The following is an 18,974-nucleotide window of genomic DNA, read 5'->3' as shown; positions in this document are numbered from 1 at the left end:
CGCTCACGTCATGCGGAGAAGTCTTTCGGGCGGAGATCAACTGGACGCGGCCGTCGCGGAGAGCGTCACGCTGCTGCGGGCGCTCGCGGACCGGGACTGGGCGGGCACCCCGGCCTCGGGCCTGGAGTGGAGCTGCCGGGCTACCGCCGAGCACATCGCGTACGAACTCCTGGGATATGCCGGGCAGTTGGCGGGCCGGGTGCAGGGCGCGTACCTGCCCTTCGGGCTCCGGTTCGAGGGCGGGACGGCCGACTCCGGTGTGGTGGACGTGATCGAGGCGGCCGGTGCGGTGCTCGCGGCGGCCGTACGGACCACGCCCCCGCGTGTGCGGGCGTACCACCCGGCGCCCTTCCGGGGCGCGAACCGGCAGGGGTTCGCGGCGATGGGGGTCGCCGAAGTCCTGCTGCACACCCACGACATCGCGCGCGGCCTGGACGCCGCCTACCAACCCGCCCCGGAACTCGCCGAGTTCGTGCTCCAGCGGATCTTTCCCGAGGTGCGTCCGGCGCTCGACCCCTGGGAGACGCTGCTGTGGGCGACCGGGCGCGGTGAACTGCCGGGCCGCGCACCGGTGTTGCGCTGGCGCTGGCACAACAACCTTGTCCTGCCCACCGATCGGCTCACGCTGGAGTCCGCCACCCCGGCCGTGCTCGCCGAGCTGTGGGTGGGCGGCGACGGCGGGTTCGACTGGCTCGGGGACGGGCCCCTGGACGGGACGCGCGAGGCCGCCGGGCTGGTGTTCTCCTCGTACGAAAAGGGCGTCCTGCGGGCGGAGTTCGGGCTGTTCGTGCTCGTGCGGCGCGCGGACGGGCTGGCGATCGGGAGCCTCGGTTTCCACGCGGCGCCGGACGGGGACGGGCGTACGGAGATCGGGTACGACGTCGTCCCCGAGGCGCGCGGGAACGGGTTCGCGACGGAGGCGGTGCGGGCCGTCGGGGAGTGGGCGCTCGGGCGTGAACAGGGGGACGTGGACAGCGTGTTCGCCGTCGTCGCGCCCAAGAACCTTGCTTCCAAAGCGGTGTTGGAGCGGGCCGGGTTCGTCGAGGTGGGGACCGATCCGGAGGGGGACGCCTACGAGCTGCGGCGGTACCGGCTCTGAGGGACGCTCGCCTTGCGGCGGCGCAGACCCGCGCCGTGCAGGAGCCGTACGACCTCGCGGCTGCTGACCTCGACGGCTCCGGCGGCCACCACGTCGGCGTAACGCTGTGCGGGGATGTCGTAGTGATCGCGCTCGAAGGCTCTCGGCGGGACTCCCAACTTCTCGGCGAACGCGTGGAGTTCGTCGTAGGAGACGTCGCTGACCAGGTGGGACCAGAGGCGGCCGTGGCCGGGCCAGGTGGGCGGGTCGATGTAGACGGTCATGAGGACGGCGGTCCGCTCCGGCCGGCGCCGAGGGCGCCGACCGCCGCGACCTTCACGCCGGCCTTGTGGCAGACCCAGTGCGGGTCGGGGCCCAGCTCCGGTTCGACGTCCAGCGCGTGCGGGTCGCCGGAGCCGCAGACCGGGCACAGGGGCCAGCGGCCGTACCTCTCCAGTAGTGCGTCCTGTACGTCCTGCGCGACCAGACCCGCGACGTACTGCGCGCCGTCCGGCCACTGCTCCACCCACCAGCGGCGCTGTACGACCGACTCCTCGACCAGCGACACCACGTCCGCCTCGGCGACCTCGCCCGCGACCAGGTCGGCGAGGACCAGGGCGCGGGCCCTGTGCAGGGCCTGCTCCAGGGGGCTTACGGGGTCTACGGGGTCGGTGCTCATGTCTTCATTGTGCGCACTCTTGACCCGGTCACCGAAATGAAAATATCTTTCAGAGTGTGACCCGTGACGTGAAAGAAATTTTCGGCGGCGCGCTCGCGGCCAAGGTACGTACGCTCGCTCCCTCCATGACCCGGTCCATGCAGCGGGTCGCCGAGGCCGTCGCGGGGGACCCCGCGGGGTGCGCGGCGCTCACCGTCACCGGGCTCGCGGAGCGGACGGGGACCAGTGAGGCGACCGTCGTCCGTACCGCTCGGGTACTGGGGTATCCCGGGTACCGCGATCTTCGGCTCGCTCTCGCCGGGCTCGCGGCGCATCAGCAGTCCGGGCGGGCACCCGTGCTGACCACGGATATTTCCGTCGACGATCCCATCGGTGACGTCGTCACCAAGCTTGCTCATGCCGAGCAGCAGACGTTGGCCGATACCGCCGCCGGGCTCGATACCGTTCAGCTCGGAGCCGCTGTTTCTGCCGCCGCTTCTGCTCGGCGCGTCGATGTTTATGGCGTCGGGGCTTCCGGGCTTGTCGCTCAGGATCTTGTGCAGAAGTTTCTGCGTATCGGGATTGTTGCCCATGCGCACAGTGATCCTCATCTTGCGGTGACCAATGCGGTGCAGTTGCGGGGCGGGGATGTTGCCGTCGCCATTACGCATTCCGGGTCCACCGGGGATGTGATCGAGCCGCTGCGGGTCGCGTTCGAGCGAGGGGCTACCACTATTGCCATTACCGGGCGGGTGAATGGTGCGGTCACTCAGTACGCAGATCATGTGTTGACCACTTCCTCCACCCGAGAGAGTGAGTTGCGGCCTGCGGCCATGGCGTCGCGGACCGGGCAGTTACTGGTGGTGGACTGTCTGTTCGTGGGAGTTGCTCAGCGAAATTATGAAGCTGCGGCTCCCGCGTTGGCTGCGTCGTACGAGGCGTTGGCCCATCGGCATCGGTAGACCGTAGGGGTGATCTTTCGTTCGGGCTGCGGGTGAGTCGTGGCTGATCGCGCAGTTCCCCGCGCCCCTAGAGGTAGGTGCACAAACCCTTGGATTGAAAGAGCCGTCTTTTTATGTCCTCCTCCGACCTTCTCTCTCAGCTCTCCTCCCTTCCCACCGAGTCCTTTCGTGCCGACTTCGCTCGGATTGATGAGCTGCCTACGCTTGATATCGCTCGGCTCATGAATCGTGAAGATGCCGGCGTTCCCGCTGCTGTCGCTACCCAGTTGCCTGTTATTTCTGCCGCCGTTGATGCCATTGCCCTGCGGATGGGGCGTGGGGGGCGGTTGATTTATATGGGGGCCGGGACCGCTGGGCGGTTGGGGGTTTTGGATGCTTCCGAGTGTCCGCCCACTTTTAATACCTCTTCCGGGCAAGTCGTGGGGCTTATCGCCGGTGGGGTGGGGGCTCTTGTCGATTCTGTTGAGGGGGCCGAGGATTCCCGGGAGTTGGCTGTGCGGGATCTTCGGGGGGTGGCTCTCACGGGGGACGACTCCGTCGTGGGGGTGTCAGCCTCTGGGCGTACCCCTTACGCGGTAGGCGGGGTGGAGTACGCACGGGGTAGAGGGGCCCTGACCATCGGGATCGCCTGTAATCCCGGCAGTGCTCTGGGGAGCGCCGCCGAGTACGGGATCGAGGTCGTCGTGGGCGGCGAGCTGCTCGCCGGGTCCACTCGGCTCAAGGCCGGGACCGCTCAGAAGCTCGTCCTCAACATGATCTCCACGATCACCATGATCCGGCTCGGGAAGACGTACGGGAACCTCATGGTCGACGTACGCGCGTCCAACGAGAAGCTGCGGGCCCGGTCCCGGCGGATCGTCGGCGTCGCGACCGGGGCCGAGGACGACGAGATCGAGGCCGCGCTCACGGCTACCGGGGGCGAGGTGAAGGACGCGGTGCTCATGCTGCTCGCGGGGGTGGACGCGGGGACCGCCCGGCGGTTGCTGGCGGAGGCCGGGGGGCAGCTGCGGAGTGCGCTCGCCGCGCATCGCGGAGCGTAGTACCTGCGGGTTAGAGGTGTAGTACCTGGGAGCTAAGGCAGGTTCAGAGGTTGCCCAAGGGCTCGATGTCCACCTTCAGGGGGGTACCCCATACCCGTAGTACCTCGTAGTCCGTGAACTCGTGGACCAAGCGGTACGCCATCGCCGGGCGCGGGCCCCTGCGCGCCGCCGCGATGAATGCCTCCGCCTCTCGGCGGTCCCTGCGGGGGGTGCCGCACAGTTGCCACTCCTGGCCGTTCCACAGCTCCGGGAGCCAGCGTTGCTGGGGTTGCGGGCGGTCCTCCCGTACGCCGTACCTGCTGGGGGTCGTCGGGATCTGCGGGGGCGGGGGCGAGCCGTTCAGTTCCGAGCGGCGGGCCGTTCTGCGGCGGGTCTCGCACAGGAGGCAGCCGTCGGGGGCCTCCGCGTCGACGGGGCCGTAGGGGTGCTCGGCGCAGCGGGTCACCGGGGCCGCGCCCTCCACGCTGTCGTCCAGCAGGTCCAGGGCTCGCTGGATGTCCGCCTTCATCTCGTGGAGCTTGGCGTCCGGGGTGTCGCCGGTCAGCGCGTCGCCGTGTTCGCCCAGAAGGCGGAGGGCTCGGCCTAGGGCGGTGAGCTGGGCGTGGTTCATGGTGTGGGTTTCCGGCCGGGGGTGGTGGGTCCAGAGTAGGCGGGTGGGGGTGGAAACGGCCGGTGGGGAGGGGCGGAAATCCGTTGTCCGGGGGGTGCGGGGGGCTCCTACTGTGGGGGTATGGGTACTCGGGTCGTTTTTCTCAACGGTGGGTCCAGTTCCGGGAAGTCCGGGATCGTTCGGTGTCTTCAGGAGATTCTGCCGGGGGCCTGGATGGCTTTCGGGGTGGATTCGTTCGTGGAGGCGCTGCCTCGGAAGATGCAGAACTCCGAGGAGGGGATTCTGTTCGAGGCGGACGGGAGTATCCGGGTGGGGGCAGAGTTCAAGGCGGCCGAGGCGGCTTGGCGGGAAGGGGTCGCGGCGGTGGCTCGGGCCGGGGGGCGGGTGATCGTCGATGACGTACTGCTCGGTGGGGCTGACGGACAGCAGCGGTGGGAGAAGGTCTTCGACGGGGTGGATGTGCTGTGGGTGGGGGTGCGGTGTGATGCGCAGGTCGCCGCCGGGCGGGAGATCGCTCGGGGGGACCGGGTGCCGGGGATGGCCGCGTCCCAGGCGGAGGCCGCTCACGCGGGGGTCCGGTACGACGTCGTCGTGGACACGAGCCGCACCGAGTCCCTGGCGTGCGCCCGGGTGATCGCGGAGAGAGTACGGGGCTGAGGTCACCGGGGGCGTCAGCGCAACGCCTCCACCGCTCGGGCCTCGCCAGCGCAGCACCTCTGCTGGTCCGGCCGCGCCAGCGCAACGCCCCTCACCGCTCGGCCCCCCTCAGCGCAACGCCTCCGCCACACCGGCCTCGCCAGCGCAGCACCCCTCACCGCTCGGCCCCCCTCAGCGCAACGCCTCCGCCACACCGGCCTCGCCAGCGCAGCACCCCGCCGCTCCGGCCTCGCCAGCGCGAGCCCCTCTGCTGCCGCGCCGACCTGCACGACGCCCTCGCCTCGCCACCGCCGGTGATCCAGCCCTCCTCCCCTCGCCGACCCCGTCAGCCCAACCCCGGTCACCCCCACCCCGTCAGTCCACCAGCGGCAGCGCCTCCCACTCGTACCCCTCCCACAGCCCCCTCGCCGTCTCCTCCGGGTAGCGGCTGACCTCCGACGGGGTGTCCAGGATCTGCGTGAGCCCGCGTTCCAGGTCGTACGCCGCCCAGCCGGGGTCGCCGGTGCGGGCGAAGGATGTCCAGGACGTCTGGAAGCGGGCGGTGAGGTCGGCCGCGTCCGGCGGGACCTCGCCGTCGGGGAAGACGACCGCGCCCATGTCCGCCGCGTACGTTCCGAAGAGGAGGGGGACGTCCAGGGCGTGGCAGCCGCGCAGGATGCCGCCGTGGGCCGGGGGTGTCCAGGTCAGTTCGTAGAGGTGGGCCGAGCCGCCTGCCGCCAGCTGGGCCTCCGCGAGGTACAGGGACGGCATCGCGAACAGCCAGTCCGACTGGACGCGTTCGAAGAGGTCCTGCGCCGTGGCGTCCGGGAAGGCCTCGCGGTACGCGCGCTCGCCGGGCTCGCCTCCGCCGGGGGCGTACATGCGCAGCGCCGCCGTCGCCTGGTCCTCCGTGATGCGGCCCAGGAGGTTCCCCATGACCGTGAAGAGGCGGTACTCCTGGGAGTTGTGGCCGATCAGGAGGTCGATGTCCCGCACCTCGCCCGCGCTCGCCGCCTGCCACGGGGTCTTCGGCAGGATGTCGCCGTCCACCACCGGCGAGTACGGCACGGACGTCGGCGCGACCTGCCCCCAGCGCGTGTACGCCGCCATCTTGGCCGACAGGGCCTCGCCCGCCTCGGGGAGTTTCCTCGGCGGGATCGTCGCGAGGTCGGCCGCCGTCGGCCGTACGCCCGCCTCCGCCGCGAGCGCCGCCGCGATGTCCCGGGCCAGGGGCGCGGAGAAGTACGTGACCGGGATGCTCTGGGCGATGGCGCGGTGGAAGAGGCCCCGGGCCGACGGCGCCGCGAGGAGCGCGGCGACCGATCCCGCGCCCGCGGACTCGCCGAACACCGTGACGTTCCCGGGGTCGCCGCCGAACTCCGCGATGTTGTCGCGGACCCACTCCAGGGCGGCGATCTGGTCGAGGAGGCCCCGGTTGGCGGGGGCGCCCTCGATGTGGAGGAAGCCCTCGATGCCTACGCGGTAGTTGAAGGTGACGACCACGACGTCGCCCTTGCGGGAGAGGTGCTGGGCGTCGTAGCCAGGGCTGCTCGCGTGGCCCCCGCGGTAGGCGCCGCCGTAGATCCAGACCATGACCGGGCGCGGGGCCTGCGGGGCCGGCTCCGGCGTCCAGACGTTCGCCGTCAGCCAGTCGTCCCCACCCGTGGCGGGGGTGCCCTGGAGGCCGGTCTCCTGCGGGGGCGGGGGGCCGAACTCGTACGCGTCCCGCACGCCCGCCCAGGGCGCCGGAGGAGTCGGCGCCTGGAAGCGGGCGGAGCCCACCGGGGGTGCGGCGAAGGGCATGCCCCGGAACACCGTCAGGCCGTCCTCACGCCTGCCCCGGACCGCACCCGCCGTCGTACGAACCTCTTCCGCCGCCATCCCTGCTCCTCTCGTCTCCCACTGTCCGCCTCTGCCCCGCCCAACGGCTCGCCTCGAACAAGGGTTCCAGCGAGCCGCCGATCCGGCCGGAGTTCACTCGTGTGGGTGACAAAAGGGTAGGGCGCAGGCGTGGGGCCTCAGCTCAGCGTCTGGAGCGACGCCGGGTCGAACGCCCGCAGCTCCTCGGACCGGCCGCCCAGCACCTTCGCCGCCCACTCCGGGTCCTGGAGCAGCGCGCGCCCGACGGCCACCGCGTCGAACTCGTCCCGCTCGAAGCGCTCCAGCAGGTCGTCGATGCCCTTCGTCCCGGACCCCTTCCCGGCGAACGCCGTGCTGAACTCGGCGTCGAGGCCGACCGAGCCGACGGTGATCGTCGGCCTGCCGGTGAGCTTCTTGGCCCAGCCCGCGAGGTTGAGGTCGGCGCCGTCGAACTCCGGCTCCCAGTAGCGGCGCGTCGACGCGTGGAAGGCGTCGACCCCGGCCGCCGCGAGCGGCGTGAGGATCGCCTCCAGCTCCTCCGGCGTCTCGGCGAGCCGCGCGTCGTAATTGTCGTACTTCCACTGCGAGAAGCGGAAGATGACCGGGAACTCCGGGGACACGGTCTCGCGTACGGCGGCGACGATCTCGGCCGCGAACTTGGTACGGGCGACCGGGTCGCCTCCGTACGCGTCCGTGCGGCGGTTGGTCGTGCCCCACAGGAACTGGTCGATCAAGTAGCCGTGGGCGCCGTGGAGTTCGATGCCGTCGAAGCCGAGGCGTTCGGCGGCGGCGGCGCTCTGCGCGAACGCGCCGATGACGTCGTCCAGGTCGCGCTGGGTCATCGTGTGGCCGTCGGCGGTGCCGTCGACGCGCAGGCCGGAGGGGCCGACCGGCGGGGCGTCCGTGAACGGCGGCTGGCCCGCCTTGCGGATCATGCCGATGTGCCAGAGCTGCGGGACGATCCGGCCGCCGGCCGCATGGACGGCGTCGGCGACCTTCGCCCAGCCCGCGAGCTGCTCCTCGCCGTGGAAGCGGGGTACGCGGTCGCTCTCGCCCGCCGAGTCGTGACCGACGTACGTCCCCTCGGTGATGATCAGGCCTACCCCTGCGGTAGCACGACGTGCGTAGTACGACGCGACGTCCTCCCCAGGTATGCCCTCCGGGGACTGCATGCGGGTCATCGGGGCCATCGCGATGCGGTTCGCGAGGGTGAGGCCGTTGATGGTGACCGGGCGGGACAGGATCTCGGAGGCACGGGTGGGGGTGGCTGCCACGGGAAGGGCTCCTCGCTCGTGAAGTCGTCGGACTGACCAGTGGGTATGTGCATGCGCATACGCCTTGTACGTCTAGGTCAACCGGACCGTGGTCCACGCCATTTCCGGACGAGGGGGTAGGGAGGTGTGATCCCGGACACCCCGTAGTACTTGAGAGGTACTCTCGGTACGACCCCCTGGAGCACACCGGCAACAACTCCCCCTGGAACACTGCCAGTTATCGGAAATGCGTCGACCCCGTCCCTCGTGCGAAGCTCTCCGCCTCAACACGACTACGGGGAGACAACAACATGAGACGCCCGACCCGCGCCGCCCTTCTGCTCACGACAGCCGCCCTCGCTCCGGCGCTCCTCCTCACTTCCCCCGCACTCGCGGCCACACCGGCGACCCCGGCGACCGTGGCGACGGCCTCCACCGAAACCCCCATCGACGAGATGACGGAGACCGAACTCAGCTTCGCCATCTCCCGCATCATGGCGCTGCCGAGCAGCGGCCGGGGTGTGAAGCGTGAGGCCAGCAAGGCGCTCGACGGCACGATCGAGGACAAGCGGAACTTCCTCAAGACCGGGTACCGACTGGCCCTCGCCGAGGACGACGCCGTCGCGATCTCCCACATCCTCTTCGTGAACCACGGCAAGGCGGTCGTCCGCGAAGCCAACAAGGCCCTCGATGACGGTACGCCTGAAGTACTACGCGCCTTCCTGGAAACCGGTCTCCGCCTCGCCCAGGCCGAGGACGACCGGGTCGCCGTCGCGCGCATCCTCGCGAACCCGAACATCAGCCCCGCGCTCTTCGCTGCGGCGCAGCGGGCAATGGACGGGACGCCGGAGGAGTTGCGGTACTTCCTTGAGGTCGGGCAGTACGAGGTCTGAGACGCCGACCAGCAGAAGGGCGGCCCCGCCTCGTGCCGTGAACCGGCCTGTAGGCGGGGCTTGTTGCTGCTTCCCCGGTGTTCAGGGGTTGAGCTTGCTCCGGGTGCGCGTGTTCCTGTTGCGCGTGCGGACCCGTTCACTCAACAGGGCTTCCCCTGTGGGGAGTTCGGTGTCCTCGGGGTGGCAGTCCCATTCGACTCCGCCGCCGATCGGGCGGAGTTGGAGGTGGCCGTTCAGGTGGTCCATGACCTCGCCGATGCGGTTCGAGCGGGTGTCGAGGACGTAAGTGCCGATCTTCGTCATCGAGTTGGGGCTCCCGCGCGGATGAGGGCGGCGGTGAGGCGAGTCGCCGTGTCCACGTTGCAGCGGCCGAGGTCCAGCAGGTGGTACGCCCGGTCGCGGTGCGTCGCCGAGACCTGGTCGACGGCGAGGGAGGGGAGGGTGATGCCGGCGTCCGCGAGGGCGTTCCGCAGTCTGGTGCAGGCTTCGTCGATGGTGGGGGTGGGCTCGTCGGCCCCGGTCAGCTCCTTCATGTGCGCACTTCCTCCACGCTGAGTGTTTCCGTTCACCACACAGCGTGGCGGCGTCTCTTCTAGCCTGGCTAGGGACGCCGCGAGGACAACTCCGCTTGTGGGAATGGGAGTCAAGCTATGGCCCGACGTAAGGATCTCGACCCTGCGACTTCGTCCCGCGCGCTGGTGGGTGAGGAGTTGAAGCACGCGCGGGAGCGGGCGGGGTACAGCCAGACCGCTTTGGGCGAGCTTCTGTTCGTGAGCGGGTCGTACATCGGTCAGATGGAGGCGGGTATCCGGCGCATCCGCCCTGAGATGGGTCCCCAACTGGACAAGGAGTTGGGGACGGGGGACTTCTTCACGCGGCACTCCAAGACGATGGCCAAGTCCAAGTACCCGGACCACTTTGCCGAGGCGGTGGAGGCTGAGGCAGAGGCGACGGAGATCAGGCAGTACGCGTCCACGCTGATCCCTGGCCTGTTGCAGACGAAGGAGTACGCCACGGCGGTGTTCCGTGCGTACAAAACGTTCGCGTCCGACGCCGAGATCGAGGAGGACGTGGCCCTACGACTGGAACGGGCTCGGATTCTCGACGATCCAACAAACCCGTTGTTGTGGACGATCCTCGACGAGGCCGTGCTCCGCCGACCGGTCGGCAGTCCGGCGGTGATGGCACAAAACCTGCGCCACATCGCGAAGTTGATCCGTGAGCGTCGGATCGTCGTACAGGTGCTGCCGTTCGCTGTCGGAGCGCATGTCGCGACGGACGGCTCCTTGAAGATCATGGACTTCGAGGACGCTCCCCCACTCTCCTTCGTCGAGGCTCCGGACATGGGCAATCTGATCGACGACCCGGCCACTGTCACCCGACACACCCTGATGTTCAACCTCCTCGCGGCCAGCGCACTCTCTCCGCAAGATTCATTGGCTCTGATCGAGTCGGTGGCAGAGGATTACGCCCATGAGGAACAGCACTGAGTACGACCTGGACGGCGCCACCTGGTACAAGTCCAGCTACAGCGGGGGCCAGGGCGGCAACTGCCTCGAAGTCGCCCGGTGGCGCAAGTCGACGTACAGCGGCGGCCAGGGCGGTGACTGCCTCGAAGTCGCCGACGGACACCCTTCGTTGACCCCCGTCCGCGACTCCAAGAACCCTTCCGGCCCGGCGCTCGTATTCCGTACGCAGTCCTGGACCGCCTTCGTCGAAGACCTCAAGCAGCTCTGACCCCGCCCACCCGACCTGGGCCCCCGCTCGCGGCGGCCCTCGTCAGCCCCCTAGCCACCCCGGGGCTCGACCCCCGTACCCCTCCGCGCCATACGCGTACACCCCCTCGCACAACAACCCGAACATCGGCAACGGCGCCAACAAGCCCGAGCCCATACACCTGCGGAAGCCGTCGAACACCATCCGCCTCGCCCCAACTGCTCCGTAAATGGCCCGGCGTCGTGTTGGAAGCCCCCGTCGAGTCAGTTCTGTGAAGTCTCCTGAGACACGGCCCAAGCGAGGAGCGATTCGAATACGGGCTTCAGGGACCGGGCCTTGTCGGTGAGCGTGTACTCCACGCGGGGCGGGACTTCCGCATAGACCTTGCGCTCCACCAAGCCGTCGCCTTCGAGTTCACGCAGTTGCTTGGTCAGCATGTGCTGGGTCACCTGGGGGATCTCGCGGCGGAGCTCACCGAACCGGTGGGTCCGCTGGTCCAGCAGCCAGAGGATCTCCATCTTCCACTTACCGCTGATCATCGTCAGAACTCGGCGCATCTGGCGCCGCACGTCCTCCACCTCCGACATGATCTCTCCAATGGTATTCAAAAGAATACTTAGGTACAGGAGAACATCGTACTGCCGTTTATTCATCTGAGCCCATACGGTGATGTTGGTCGACGGATCCCACCCATCCCGGGAGAACACATGAGCACAGATCGGTTCATCTACCTCTCACAGGGCGAGAGCAGGCCCACCCGCGTACCGGTGGCGCCCGAATTCGCCGTAAAGGCAAGGAGCGAGGACACCGGGGGCGGCTTCTCCGTGCTGGAGGTGACCGTCGGCGGCGAACTGCCTCTCCATATCCACCACAACGACGACGAAGTCCTCTACATGCTCGAAGGTGAAATCGAGGCGACGTTCGACGGCCGCGTCTACACAGCCAAGCCGGGCGACTTCATGCTGCTGCCCCGCGGAATTCCGCACGCCGTCCGCCCGGCCTCGGACGTAGCACCCCGACTGCTTCAAGTCTCGTCTCCCGGTGGGTTCGAGCACTTTGCCGAAGACCTCGTCGAGAACTTCGGCAGCCTGCATGAAACCGACGACCCCCAGGCCGTGTTGGAACTCGCCGGCAAGCACGGAATAACCTTCGTGCACACGCCGTCTTGATCTTCTGACGTGGGTGTAGTCACGGGGACGGCCGTTTCGGCGCCACTCACAAACACTTGACGTCGGCCCCCGCGCGTCGCAGATCACCGGTTCCCTCAGTGCACCAGGTCCAGCACCGCCGCACAGTGCGGGTCCCCCTCCGGCTCCGCCCACAACTCCCGTTCCCCCGACCGCGAGAACACCTCCGCAATCACCGCCGGACCCGCCTCCGCGAGGCGTACGTCGCAGGCGACGACCCCGGGGGTGTCCTGGCGACGTACGTACAGCCGCATCCGGCCCCCACGCAGATACAGGAACCCGACCAACAGCGACTCGGCGCTCTCCCGTTCCTCGAAGCTCGGGTGTGGGCAGCTCAGGGTGGTCAGCAGTGTGTGGGCGCGGTCTACCGGGCGGGCCTCCCCCAACTCGCGCCGCACGAAGGCGACCGCCTGCCACGAGAGCAGCGTCTCGTCCTGCCGGAAGAGCGGCATCTCGTACACAGCCCGGAACTCACCGGCGAACGTTCTCCGGCCGCCGACCGCGATGTGTACGGTCTCGGCGCCCGCCGGGCCCGGGAGGACGCCCCGTACGCGCGTCTTCTTCGCGATCGGCGCTTGCGTGTAGAGGGTCATGTGGGCGGTGATGTCGGCTTGCACCACGGCCACTTCCCACGATGTCATCGAGGGTTTCTCCCTGTTCAGCGAGGTGTGATTCTCGACGTCCCGGGGCTCAAGTCCTGAGCTTCGAGGCGTTGCTTTTTTGAATGGGTGTGGGTCTCAACCCACCCTCCCACCCCGCCAGTTGACTTTGCGGGTTCGGGTTGCAACGGAGTGTCAGTTGGCTTTACGGTGCTGGCAACAACACACAGGCCCCGGAAGTAATCAACCCCCAACAGGCGCTGACAACACCTGTGGGGGTCTGACCATCCGAGCCGTCCTCTGGCTGACAAAAGGACGCCTTAATGGCTGACGCCAACTTTAGTACTGCCGACGTGCCCCCGCACCCGATGGCCAAGCCCGGGTACGGGAAACGGACCGCCCCCGGTCAACGGCCGCGCAGCAAAGGTGACTTCGATCACCTCCTCCCCCGCGACGCCGCCATCGCCGGATACCTCGACCGGCTCCCCGACGGCGCCGACATCTCCGTGAAGATGCTGGCCAAGACCACCGTGTACGGACAGTGCGCGCTGCGGACCTCGCTCAACAGGATTCAGGCGGCCGGGCACTTGAGGCGGGGGCAGGAGAAGGTCGCCTCCCCCTCCGGGACCGAACTCTGGGTCACCCGGACGTTCTTCAGCCGTACCGCCCGCGCGGACGACTGGTGGGCCGCGTTCACGCGGGGTGACGTACCGCCGGACAACTCCGAACCCCCGCCCACCCGTTCACGCGCCGTCATCCTCCTCGCCGCGATCAGCCGTACCGCGCCCTCGCTGTTCCTGTCCGCCGCCGAGTGCGCGCGGCTCGCTCCGCTGGTCGAGGAGTGGTTCGCGCGGGGCGCCAACGCGGAGGCCGTCCGCACCGCCCTCACCGCCGGGCTCCCCCACGTCGTCCACTCCCCTGCCGCGCTGCTCCACCGCCGCCTCGTCGACAAGATGCCGTCACCGGTACCCGTACGACCCGTAGTACCTGAGGCCGTGAGACCCGTACGACTTCTGGAGTGCTCCGAGTGCGGGGTGCCGGGGAGGCCGGAGGCTCTGCCGGGGGGAGTGTGCAAGGGGTGTGTGGGGGCGACTGCTGTGCGCCCTGCCGTGCTTCTGGACTCCCCGGTGTTCGGGCCCGTGCGGATGGGATCCGTGCTGCGATCGGGGTGCCGCTGCGAGAAAGGACACCCGTATGACCGCTCCCACGGTCCGCCGACACCGCCCCGGGGCACCATTGAGGGGAGGAGGCGACGCCATGACCCCCACCCAGTACCCGCAGATGCCTATCGAGGACTTCGAGGCACTCGCCGCCGCAGCTCCCGAGAACGTCCGGCTCGAACTCGTCGACGGCCAAGTCCGTACGAGGGACCCGCTCGGCGTCGAGGACTTCGAGGAGCTGGCGCGGCGGGCGCCGGAGACCGTCCGGCTTGAGTACATCCACGGAAAACTAGAGGTCAAGGCAGTGCCGGACGGCGCCCACGACGAAATCGCCATGTGGCTGCTGCGACAGTGCATGCAGCAGCGCCCCGAGCTGAACCTCATGCTGACCCGGACCGTGAAGACCGAGGCATACCGCCAGGGCCGCTCCATCCCCGACGGCCTTCTCGCACCGGTGGGCCACTTCGACACGCACGGCGCCTGGTCCGATCCCGACGGCATGCTGATGGCCGTCGAGATCACCTCCCACGACTACGACACCCACCAGCGCGATCGCATCGACAAGCCCATCGGCTACGCCGAGGCCGGTATCCCGGTCTACCTCCTCATCGACCGCGACAACCACACCCTCGTCGTCCACAGCGACCCCAAGGACGGCCACTACCAACAGGCCCCCTCCTACCCCTGGGGTACTACGGTCACGTTGCCCCCTCCCGTGAGCATCACCCTCGACACCGAGCCGCTCAGGAAGAAGTACGGCAACTGACAAGCTTGAGACAACGCCCGAGGGCGGTACCCCCCATACCTGGGAAGTACCGCCCTCAGTAGTACCGCCGATCCGTCCCTCGCGGGAGATGGATCAGAAGTCCATGTCACCGCCCGGCATACCGCCACCGGCAGGCGCGGCGGACTTCTCCGGCTTGTCGGCGATGACGGCCTCGGTGGTGAGGAAGAGCGCGGCGATGGAGGCGGCGTTCTGCAGCGCGGAACGCGTCACCTTCGCCGGGTCGATGATGCCGGAGGCGATCATGTCGACGTACTCACCGGTCGCGGCGTTCAGGCCGTGGCCGACCTGGAGGTTGCGGACCTTCTCCACCACGACGCCGCCTTCGAGGCCGGCGTTGACGGCGATCTGCTTCAGCGGGGCCTCAAGGGCGAGCTTGACGGCGGCAGCGCCGGTCGCCTCGTCACCCTCCAGCTCCAGCTTCTCGAAGACCGCGGCGGCCTGGATGAGGGCCACGCCACCACCGGCGACGATGCCCTCCTCGACGGCGGCCTTCGCGTTGCGAACGGCGTCCTCGATGCGGTGCTTGCGCTCCTTGAGCTCGACCTCGGTCGCGGCACCGGCCTTGATGACCGCCACGCCGCCCGCGAGCTTCGCCAGGCGCTCCTGGAGCTTCTCGCGGTCGTAGTCCGAGTCGGAGTTCTCGATCTCGGCGCGGATCTGGTTGACCCGGCCGGCGACCTGGTCCGAGGACCCGGCGCCGTCGACGATCGTCGTCTCGTCCTTGGTGATGACGACCTTGCGGGCGCGGCCCAGCAGGTCCAGCGTCGTGTTCTCCAGCTTGAGGCCGACCTCCTCGGAGATCACCTCGCCGCCGGTGAGGATCGCGATGTCGTTCAGCATCGCCTTGCGGCGGTCGCCGAAGCCGGGCGCCTTGACCGCGACGGACTTGAACGTGCCGCGGATCTTGTTGACGACCAGGGTCGACAGGGCCTCGCCCTCGACGTCCTCGGCGATGATCAGCAGCGGCTTGCCCGACTGCATGACCTTCTCCAGGAGCGGGAGCAGGTCCTTGACGGAGCCGATCTTGGAGTTCGCGATCAGGATGTACGGGTCGTCCAGGGACGACTCCATGCGCTCCATGTCGGTCGCGAAGTACGCCGAGATGTAGCCCTTGTCGAAGCGCATGCCCTCGGTGAGCTCAAGCTCCAGGCCGAAGGTCTGCGACTCCTCGACCGTGATGACGCCTTCCTTGCCGACCTTGTCCATCGCCTCGGCGATGAGCTCGCCGATCTGCGTGTCGGCGGCGGAGATGGAGGCCGTGGAGGCGATCTGCTCCTTGGTCTCGACGTCCTTCGCCTGCTCCAGGAGCGCGCCGGAGACGGCCTCGACGGCCTTCTCGATGCCGCGCTTCAGGGCCATCGGGTTGGCGCCTGCGGCGACGTTGCGGAGGCCCTCGCGGACCAGTGCCTGGGCCAGGACCGTCGCGGTCGTCGTGCCGTCACCGGCTACGTCGTCCGTCTTCTTCGCGACTTCCTTGACCAGCTCGGCGCCGATCTTCTCGTACGGGTCCTCCAGCTCGATCTCCTTGGCGATGGACACACCATCGTTGGTGATCGTGGGGGCGCCCCACTTCTTCTCAAGGACGACGTTGCGGCCCTTGGGGCCGAGGGTGACCTTGACGGCGTCGGCGAGCTGGTTCATACCGCGCTCAAGGCCGCGCCGCGCCTCCTCGTCGAACGCGATGATCTTGGCCATGTGAAGTGGTCCCTCCAGGACTGGGGGTGAGTACCGCAAATGGACCGCGCCCGCGCCCGCGACGGACGGTCCCGCGGTCTGGTGGTCCCTTGCCCCACCCTCGCCGTGAACCTCACCGACTCGGTCCTTCGTTGTCACTCTCACAGGGAGAGTGCTAACGCCAATGATTAGCACTCGACCCCTGAGAGTGCAAGGCCGTACGGGTGGGGGGTGGGGGGTCTTGGGAGCTGCGGGGTGGGGAAAGTGCAGGTTGCGGGGGTGGCGGGGGTGGTCTGGCGAGTTGCGGGTTCGGGGGTGGATCGAAGGGGGTGGGGGGTGATGGTGCGTGAGCGGGTGCGGGTGCGTCGTGGCTTGTCGCGCAGTTCCCCGCGCCCCTAAAAAGACCTGGGGCGGCTCGGCGTCAGATCGGCACCGTCGGCAGCAGGCAGGGAAGCAGCCTGGCGCGCGCGGGTGCGTCGTGCGCTGTTCGCGCCCGCGCGGCGGAGCCGCACATCGACACAGCCCCGCGCCCCTAAAAAGCACAGTTCGCACCCTGCGACCTTCAACACCCACCCCGCCCACAACAAAAGACCCGCACCCTGGACAGGTGCGGGTCCTTTGTTGAATGTTCAGGCGGTGACGCGAACCATGTCGGCCTGCGGGCCTTTCTGACCCTGCGAGATCTCGAACTCGACTCGCTGGCCCTCTTCGAGGGTGCGGTAGCCGTCCATCTGAATGGCGCTGTAGTGGACGAAGACGTCCGCACCACCGTCGACCGCGATGAAGCCGTACCCCTTCTCCGCGTTGAACCACTTGACGGTGCCCTGAGCCATGCCTAACTCCCCTATTACTGGCCCTTGCGCGAACCCACACTTCGTGGGTCCGGGTCAGACCTCACCCCCCTGCCGTATTGGGGGCGTGCGCCGGAACGCGTCGACCGCGGCTGAATGTATCTGTCCAACTGCCGTCTGCAACAGGTCAATCGGACGAGAATTCTGGACGCACACGATCCGGAATGTGGTGAGAATTCACCAGAGGTCAGGGCAAGTCGGGCCGGGCATATGCCGCAAATGCCACGCAAGAGACGCACACTTTGGCTGTTTCTTGTCGGATGCAAGAAGGGCGAGCGCGCGCGGGTTCCCCAACCCTACCTCGTTCAACCACACAGAATTGCCCCCTCCGCTTCGAAGCGAAGAGGGCAATTCGATGAACAATGAGTAATGTGCATTACTGACGGTTACTACCGGCCGGTAATGACATTAGGTCAACCGGAGAACTCAGCCCCCCGCGACCGCCGGGATGATGGAGACGCCGGCGCCGTCGGGAGTCGCCGTCTCAAGCCCCTGCTCGAAACGGACGTCATCGTCATTGACGTACACATTCACGAACCGCCGCAGCTTCCCCTGGTCGTCCAGGACGCGCGCGGAGATGCCCGTGTGGTTCTTCTCCAGGTCCGCGATGACCTCCCCGAGGGTCCCGCCCTCGGCGGCCACCTCGGCCTGCCCACCGGTGTACGTACGCAGGATGGTCGGGATACGAACGGTCACGCTCATGCGAGGCCAGCCTCTCGGAAGGAGTCCAGGGTCGGGCGGATGGTGGCGGTCAGACCGGTCCCGGCGACCGCGTCAAGCGTCTTGAGGCCGTCACCCGTATTGAGGACGACGGTCGTGAGGGACGGGTCCAGCAACCCGTTCTCGATCAGCTTGCGCGTCACCCCCACGGTCACACCACCGGCGGTCTCCGCGAAGATCCCCTCCGTCCGCGCCAGCACCTTGATCGCGTCGACGATCTGCTCGTCGGTGACGTCCTCGACCGCGCCGCCGGTCCGCCGCGCGATGTCCAGCACGTACGGCCCGTCCGCCGGATTCCCGATGGCCAGCGACTTCGCGATCGTGTCCGGCTTCTGCGGCCGTACGACGTCGTGCCCCGCCTTGTACGCGACCGACACCGGCGAGCACCCCTCCGCCTGCGCCCCGAAGATCTTGTACGGCTTGTCCGCGACGAGCCCCAGCTTGATCAGCTCCTGGAGCCCCTTGTCGATCTTCGTGAGCTGCGATCCCGAGGCGATCGGTACGACGAGCTGGTCCGGAAGTTCCCAGCCGAGCTGCTCGCAGATCTCGTACGCCAGCGTCTTGGAGCCCTCGGCGTAGTACGGCCGCAGGTTGACGTTGACGAAGCCCCAGCCCTCGCCCGCCGAGTCGCCGATCAGCTCGGAGCAGAAGCGGTTGACGTCGTCGTAGTTGCCCTCGATGCCGACCAGCTCACCGCCGTAGACGGCGGCCATGACGATCTTGCCCTGCTCCAGGTCGTGCGGGATGAAGACGCAGGAGCGCAGGCCCGCACGGGCGGCTGCGGCGCCGACCGCGCCCGCGAGGTTGCCGGTCGAGGAGCAGCTGAGGGTGGTGAAACCGAAGGCGCGCGCCGCTTCGAGCGCCTGGGCTACGACGCGGTCCTTGAAGGAGTGGGTCGGGTTGCCGGAGTCGTCCTTGACGAACAACTTGCCCTGGTCGACGCCGAGTTCGGCGGCGAGGCGGTCGGCCTGGACGAGCTTGGTCCAGCCCGGGTTGATGTTGGGCTTCTCGGCTACGTCCGCAGGTACGGGGAGTAGGGGGGCGTAGCGCCAGATGTTGGCGGGGCCTGCGGCGATGCGGGCTCGGAGCTCTTCGGTGTCATACCCATCGAAGTCGTACGCGATCTCCAGCGGGCCGAAACACTCTTCGCAGGCGAAGAAGGGGCCGAGAGGGACGCGATGTCCGCACTCTCGACAGCTCAGCGCTTCGGCGGGACCGAGGTCGACGGTGGTTCCGGAGGTCGACGCGGTGGTTGCGATCGTCTGCACAGCCATGGAGGCGAGGCCCTTT

Annotated in this window: 23 protein-coding genes; 9 read left to right on the top strand and 14 right to left on the bottom strand. The window is 68.4% G+C overall.

Translation table 11 applies throughout. The annotated features are described in order from the left end of the window. Nucleotides 1–10: 10 nt before the first annotated feature. Nucleotides 11–1,099 (top strand): GNAT family N-acetyltransferase, encoded by a 1,089-nt coding sequence (locus J8M50_RS05645; protein ID WP_178854982.1) that lies wholly within the window; start codon nucleotides 11–13, stop codon nucleotides 1,097–1,099. Here the strand turns inward: J8M50_RS05645 and J8M50_RS05640 are convergent. Both J8M50_RS05640 and J8M50_RS05635 read right to left on the bottom strand, forming a co-directional pair. Next, nucleotides 1,072–1,362, bottom strand: coding sequence for a DUF4031 domain-containing protein (locus J8M50_RS05640; protein WP_010351218.1), 291 nt, complete (start codon nucleotides 1,360–1,362; stop codon nucleotides 1,072–1,074). The two genes, J8M50_RS05645 and J8M50_RS05640, sit on opposite strands and share 28 nt — an antisense overlap. Continuing rightward, nucleotides 1,359–1,757, bottom strand: a complete 399-nt coding sequence (locus J8M50_RS05635) for a DUF8819 family protein (protein ID WP_010351216.1) — start codon at nucleotides 1,755–1,757, stop codon at nucleotides 1,359–1,361. Before J8M50_RS05635 ends, J8M50_RS05640 begins: the two co-directional genes overlap by 4 nt. A gap of 56 nt (nucleotides 1,758–1,813) precedes the next feature. Between J8M50_RS05635 and J8M50_RS05630 the strand changes: the two genes are divergently transcribed. Both J8M50_RS05630 and murQ read left to right on the top strand, forming a co-directional pair. After that, nucleotides 1,814–2,698, top strand: coding sequence for a MurR/RpiR family transcriptional regulator (locus J8M50_RS05630; protein WP_010351214.1), 885 nt, complete (start codon nucleotides 1,814–1,816; stop codon nucleotides 2,696–2,698). A gap of 113 nt (nucleotides 2,699–2,811) precedes the next feature. Continuing rightward, complete coding sequence (gene murQ, locus J8M50_RS05625; protein ID WP_029183498.1) at nucleotides 2,812–3,738, top strand: N-acetylmuramic acid 6-phosphate etherase; 927 nt, start codon at nucleotides 2,812–2,814, stop codon at nucleotides 3,736–3,738. Nucleotides 3,739–3,781: 43 nt separating this feature from the next. Here the strand turns inward: murQ and J8M50_RS05620 are convergent, their stop codons facing one another. Then, nucleotides 3,782–4,348, bottom strand: coding sequence for a hypothetical protein (locus tag J8M50_RS05620; RefSeq protein WP_010351212.1), 567 nt, complete (start codon nucleotides 4,346–4,348; stop codon nucleotides 3,782–3,784). 120 nt (nucleotides 4,349–4,468) lie between these two features. Between J8M50_RS05620 and cpt the strand changes: the two genes are divergently transcribed. Next, complete coding sequence (cpt, locus tag J8M50_RS05615; protein WP_029183497.1) at nucleotides 4,469–5,005, top strand: chloramphenicol phosphotransferase CPT; 537 nt, start codon at nucleotides 4,469–4,471, stop codon at nucleotides 5,003–5,005. Nucleotides 5,006–5,359: 354 nt separating this feature from the next. Here the strand turns inward: cpt and J8M50_RS05610 are convergent, their stop codons facing one another. Both J8M50_RS05610 and J8M50_RS05605 read right to left on the bottom strand, forming a co-directional pair. Next, nucleotides 5,360–6,865 (bottom strand): carboxylesterase/lipase family protein, encoded by a 1,506-nt coding sequence (locus tag J8M50_RS05610; RefSeq protein WP_010351210.1) that lies wholly within the window; start codon nucleotides 6,863–6,865, stop codon nucleotides 5,360–5,362. Nucleotides 6,866–7,002: 137 nt separating this feature from the next. After that, complete coding sequence (locus J8M50_RS05605; protein ID WP_010351209.1) at nucleotides 7,003–8,118, bottom strand: NADH:flavin oxidoreductase; 1,116 nt, start codon at nucleotides 8,116–8,118, stop codon at nucleotides 7,003–7,005. Between the two features lie 290 nt (nucleotides 8,119–8,408). On the opposite strand from J8M50_RS05605, the gene J8M50_RS05600 reads away from it, so the two are divergent. Next, a complete protein-coding gene (locus J8M50_RS05600) occupies nucleotides 8,409–8,990 on the top strand; it encodes an ALF repeat-containing protein (RefSeq protein ID WP_010351208.1) in 582 nt (193 codons plus the stop codon). Nucleotides 8,991–9,071: 81 nt separating this feature from the next. On the opposite strand, the gene J8M50_RS05595 is transcribed toward J8M50_RS05600, so the two are convergent. Together J8M50_RS05595 and J8M50_RS05590 are read right to left on the bottom strand one after the other, a co-directional pair. Beyond that, complete coding sequence (locus J8M50_RS05595; protein WP_010351207.1) at nucleotides 9,072–9,293, bottom strand: hypothetical protein; 222 nt, start codon at nucleotides 9,291–9,293, stop codon at nucleotides 9,072–9,074. Continuing rightward, nucleotides 9,290–9,523, bottom strand: a complete 234-nt coding sequence (locus tag J8M50_RS05590; protein ID WP_010351206.1) for a hypothetical protein — start codon at nucleotides 9,521–9,523, stop codon at nucleotides 9,290–9,292. The genes J8M50_RS05595 and J8M50_RS05590 overlap by 4 nt, the downstream gene beginning before the upstream one ends. Before the next feature lie 117 nt (nucleotides 9,524–9,640). On the opposite strand from J8M50_RS05590, the gene J8M50_RS05585 reads away from it, so the two are divergent. Continuing rightward, complete coding sequence (locus tag J8M50_RS05585; RefSeq protein ID WP_010351205.1) at nucleotides 9,641–10,480, top strand: helix-turn-helix domain-containing protein; 840 nt, start codon at nucleotides 9,641–9,643, stop codon at nucleotides 10,478–10,480. Then, on the top strand, nucleotides 10,464–10,727 hold the full coding sequence (locus J8M50_RS05580) for a DUF397 domain-containing protein (RefSeq protein WP_010351204.1): 264 nt from the start codon (nucleotides 10,464–10,466) through the stop codon (nucleotides 10,725–10,727). Before J8M50_RS05585 ends, J8M50_RS05580 begins: the two co-directional genes overlap by 17 nt. Nucleotides 10,728–10,969: 242 nt before the next feature. On the opposite strand, the gene J8M50_RS05575 is transcribed toward J8M50_RS05580, so the two are convergent. Next, nucleotides 10,970–11,293: a winged helix-turn-helix transcriptional regulator gene (locus J8M50_RS05575; RefSeq protein WP_059048028.1), complete on the bottom strand. Its 324-nt coding sequence runs from the start codon at nucleotides 11,291–11,293 to the stop codon at nucleotides 10,970–10,972. 120 nt (nucleotides 11,294–11,413) lie between these two features. Between J8M50_RS05575 and J8M50_RS05570 the strand changes: the two genes are divergently transcribed. Beyond that, nucleotides 11,414–11,875 (top strand): cupin domain-containing protein, encoded by a 462-nt coding sequence (locus tag J8M50_RS05570; RefSeq protein ID WP_010351202.1) that lies wholly within the window; start codon nucleotides 11,414–11,416, stop codon nucleotides 11,873–11,875. A gap of 95 nt (nucleotides 11,876–11,970) precedes the next feature. Here the strand turns inward: J8M50_RS05570 and J8M50_RS05565 are convergent, their stop codons facing one another. Both J8M50_RS05565 and J8M50_RS49635 read right to left on the bottom strand, forming a co-directional pair. After that, a complete protein-coding gene (locus J8M50_RS05565) occupies nucleotides 11,971–12,534 on the bottom strand; it encodes a hypothetical protein (protein ID WP_119611487.1) in 564 nt (187 codons plus the stop codon). A 529-nt stretch (nucleotides 12,535–13,063) separates the two neighbouring features. Continuing rightward, entirely contained in the window at nucleotides 13,064–13,567 is a 504-nt protein-coding gene (locus J8M50_RS49635) for a hypothetical protein (RefSeq protein WP_178970297.1), read from the bottom strand. A 182-nt stretch (nucleotides 13,568–13,749) separates the two neighbouring features. On the opposite strand from J8M50_RS49635, the gene J8M50_RS05555 reads away from it, so the two are divergent. Continuing rightward, entirely contained in the window at nucleotides 13,750–14,418 is a 669-nt protein-coding gene (locus J8M50_RS05555) for a Uma2 family endonuclease (protein WP_010351198.1), read from the top strand. Nucleotides 14,419–14,511: 93 nt separating this feature from the next. Here J8M50_RS05555 and groL read toward each other — a convergent pair whose 3' ends face one another. The 4 genes from groL to thrC form a co-directional block, all read right to left on the bottom strand. Next, nucleotides 14,512–16,134: a chaperonin GroEL gene (gene groL / locus J8M50_RS05550; RefSeq protein WP_010351197.1), complete on the bottom strand. Its 1,623-nt coding sequence runs from the start codon at nucleotides 16,132–16,134 to the stop codon at nucleotides 14,512–14,514. A gap of 608 nt (nucleotides 16,135–16,742) precedes the next feature. Then, nucleotides 16,743–16,946, bottom strand: coding sequence for a cold-shock protein (locus tag J8M50_RS05545; protein ID WP_004986573.1), 204 nt, complete (start codon nucleotides 16,944–16,946; stop codon nucleotides 16,743–16,745). A 444-nt stretch (nucleotides 16,947–17,390) separates the two neighbouring features. Beyond that, the gene (locus J8M50_RS05540) at nucleotides 17,391–17,666 is read right to left on the bottom strand and encodes a MoaD/ThiS family protein (RefSeq protein ID WP_010351196.1); all 276 of its coding nucleotides are present in this window, start codon (nucleotides 17,664–17,666) and stop codon (nucleotides 17,391–17,393) included. After that, the gene (thrC, locus tag J8M50_RS05535) at nucleotides 17,663–18,958 is read right to left on the bottom strand and encodes a threonine synthase (protein WP_029183495.1); all 1,296 of its coding nucleotides are present in this window, start codon (nucleotides 18,956–18,958) and stop codon (nucleotides 17,663–17,665) included. Before thrC ends, J8M50_RS05540 begins: the two co-directional genes overlap by 4 nt. Between the last annotated feature and the right edge of the window lie 16 nt (nucleotides 18,959–18,974).

Origin of the sequence: Streptomyces acidiscabies (genome assembly GCF_020010905.1) — a bacterium.
GTDB lineage: Bacteria > Actinomycetota > Actinomycetes > Streptomycetales > Streptomycetaceae > Streptomyces > Streptomyces acidiscabies.
Note: the sequence above shows the minus strand (reverse complement) of the source record. Positions and strands in the feature narration are given on the sequence as shown.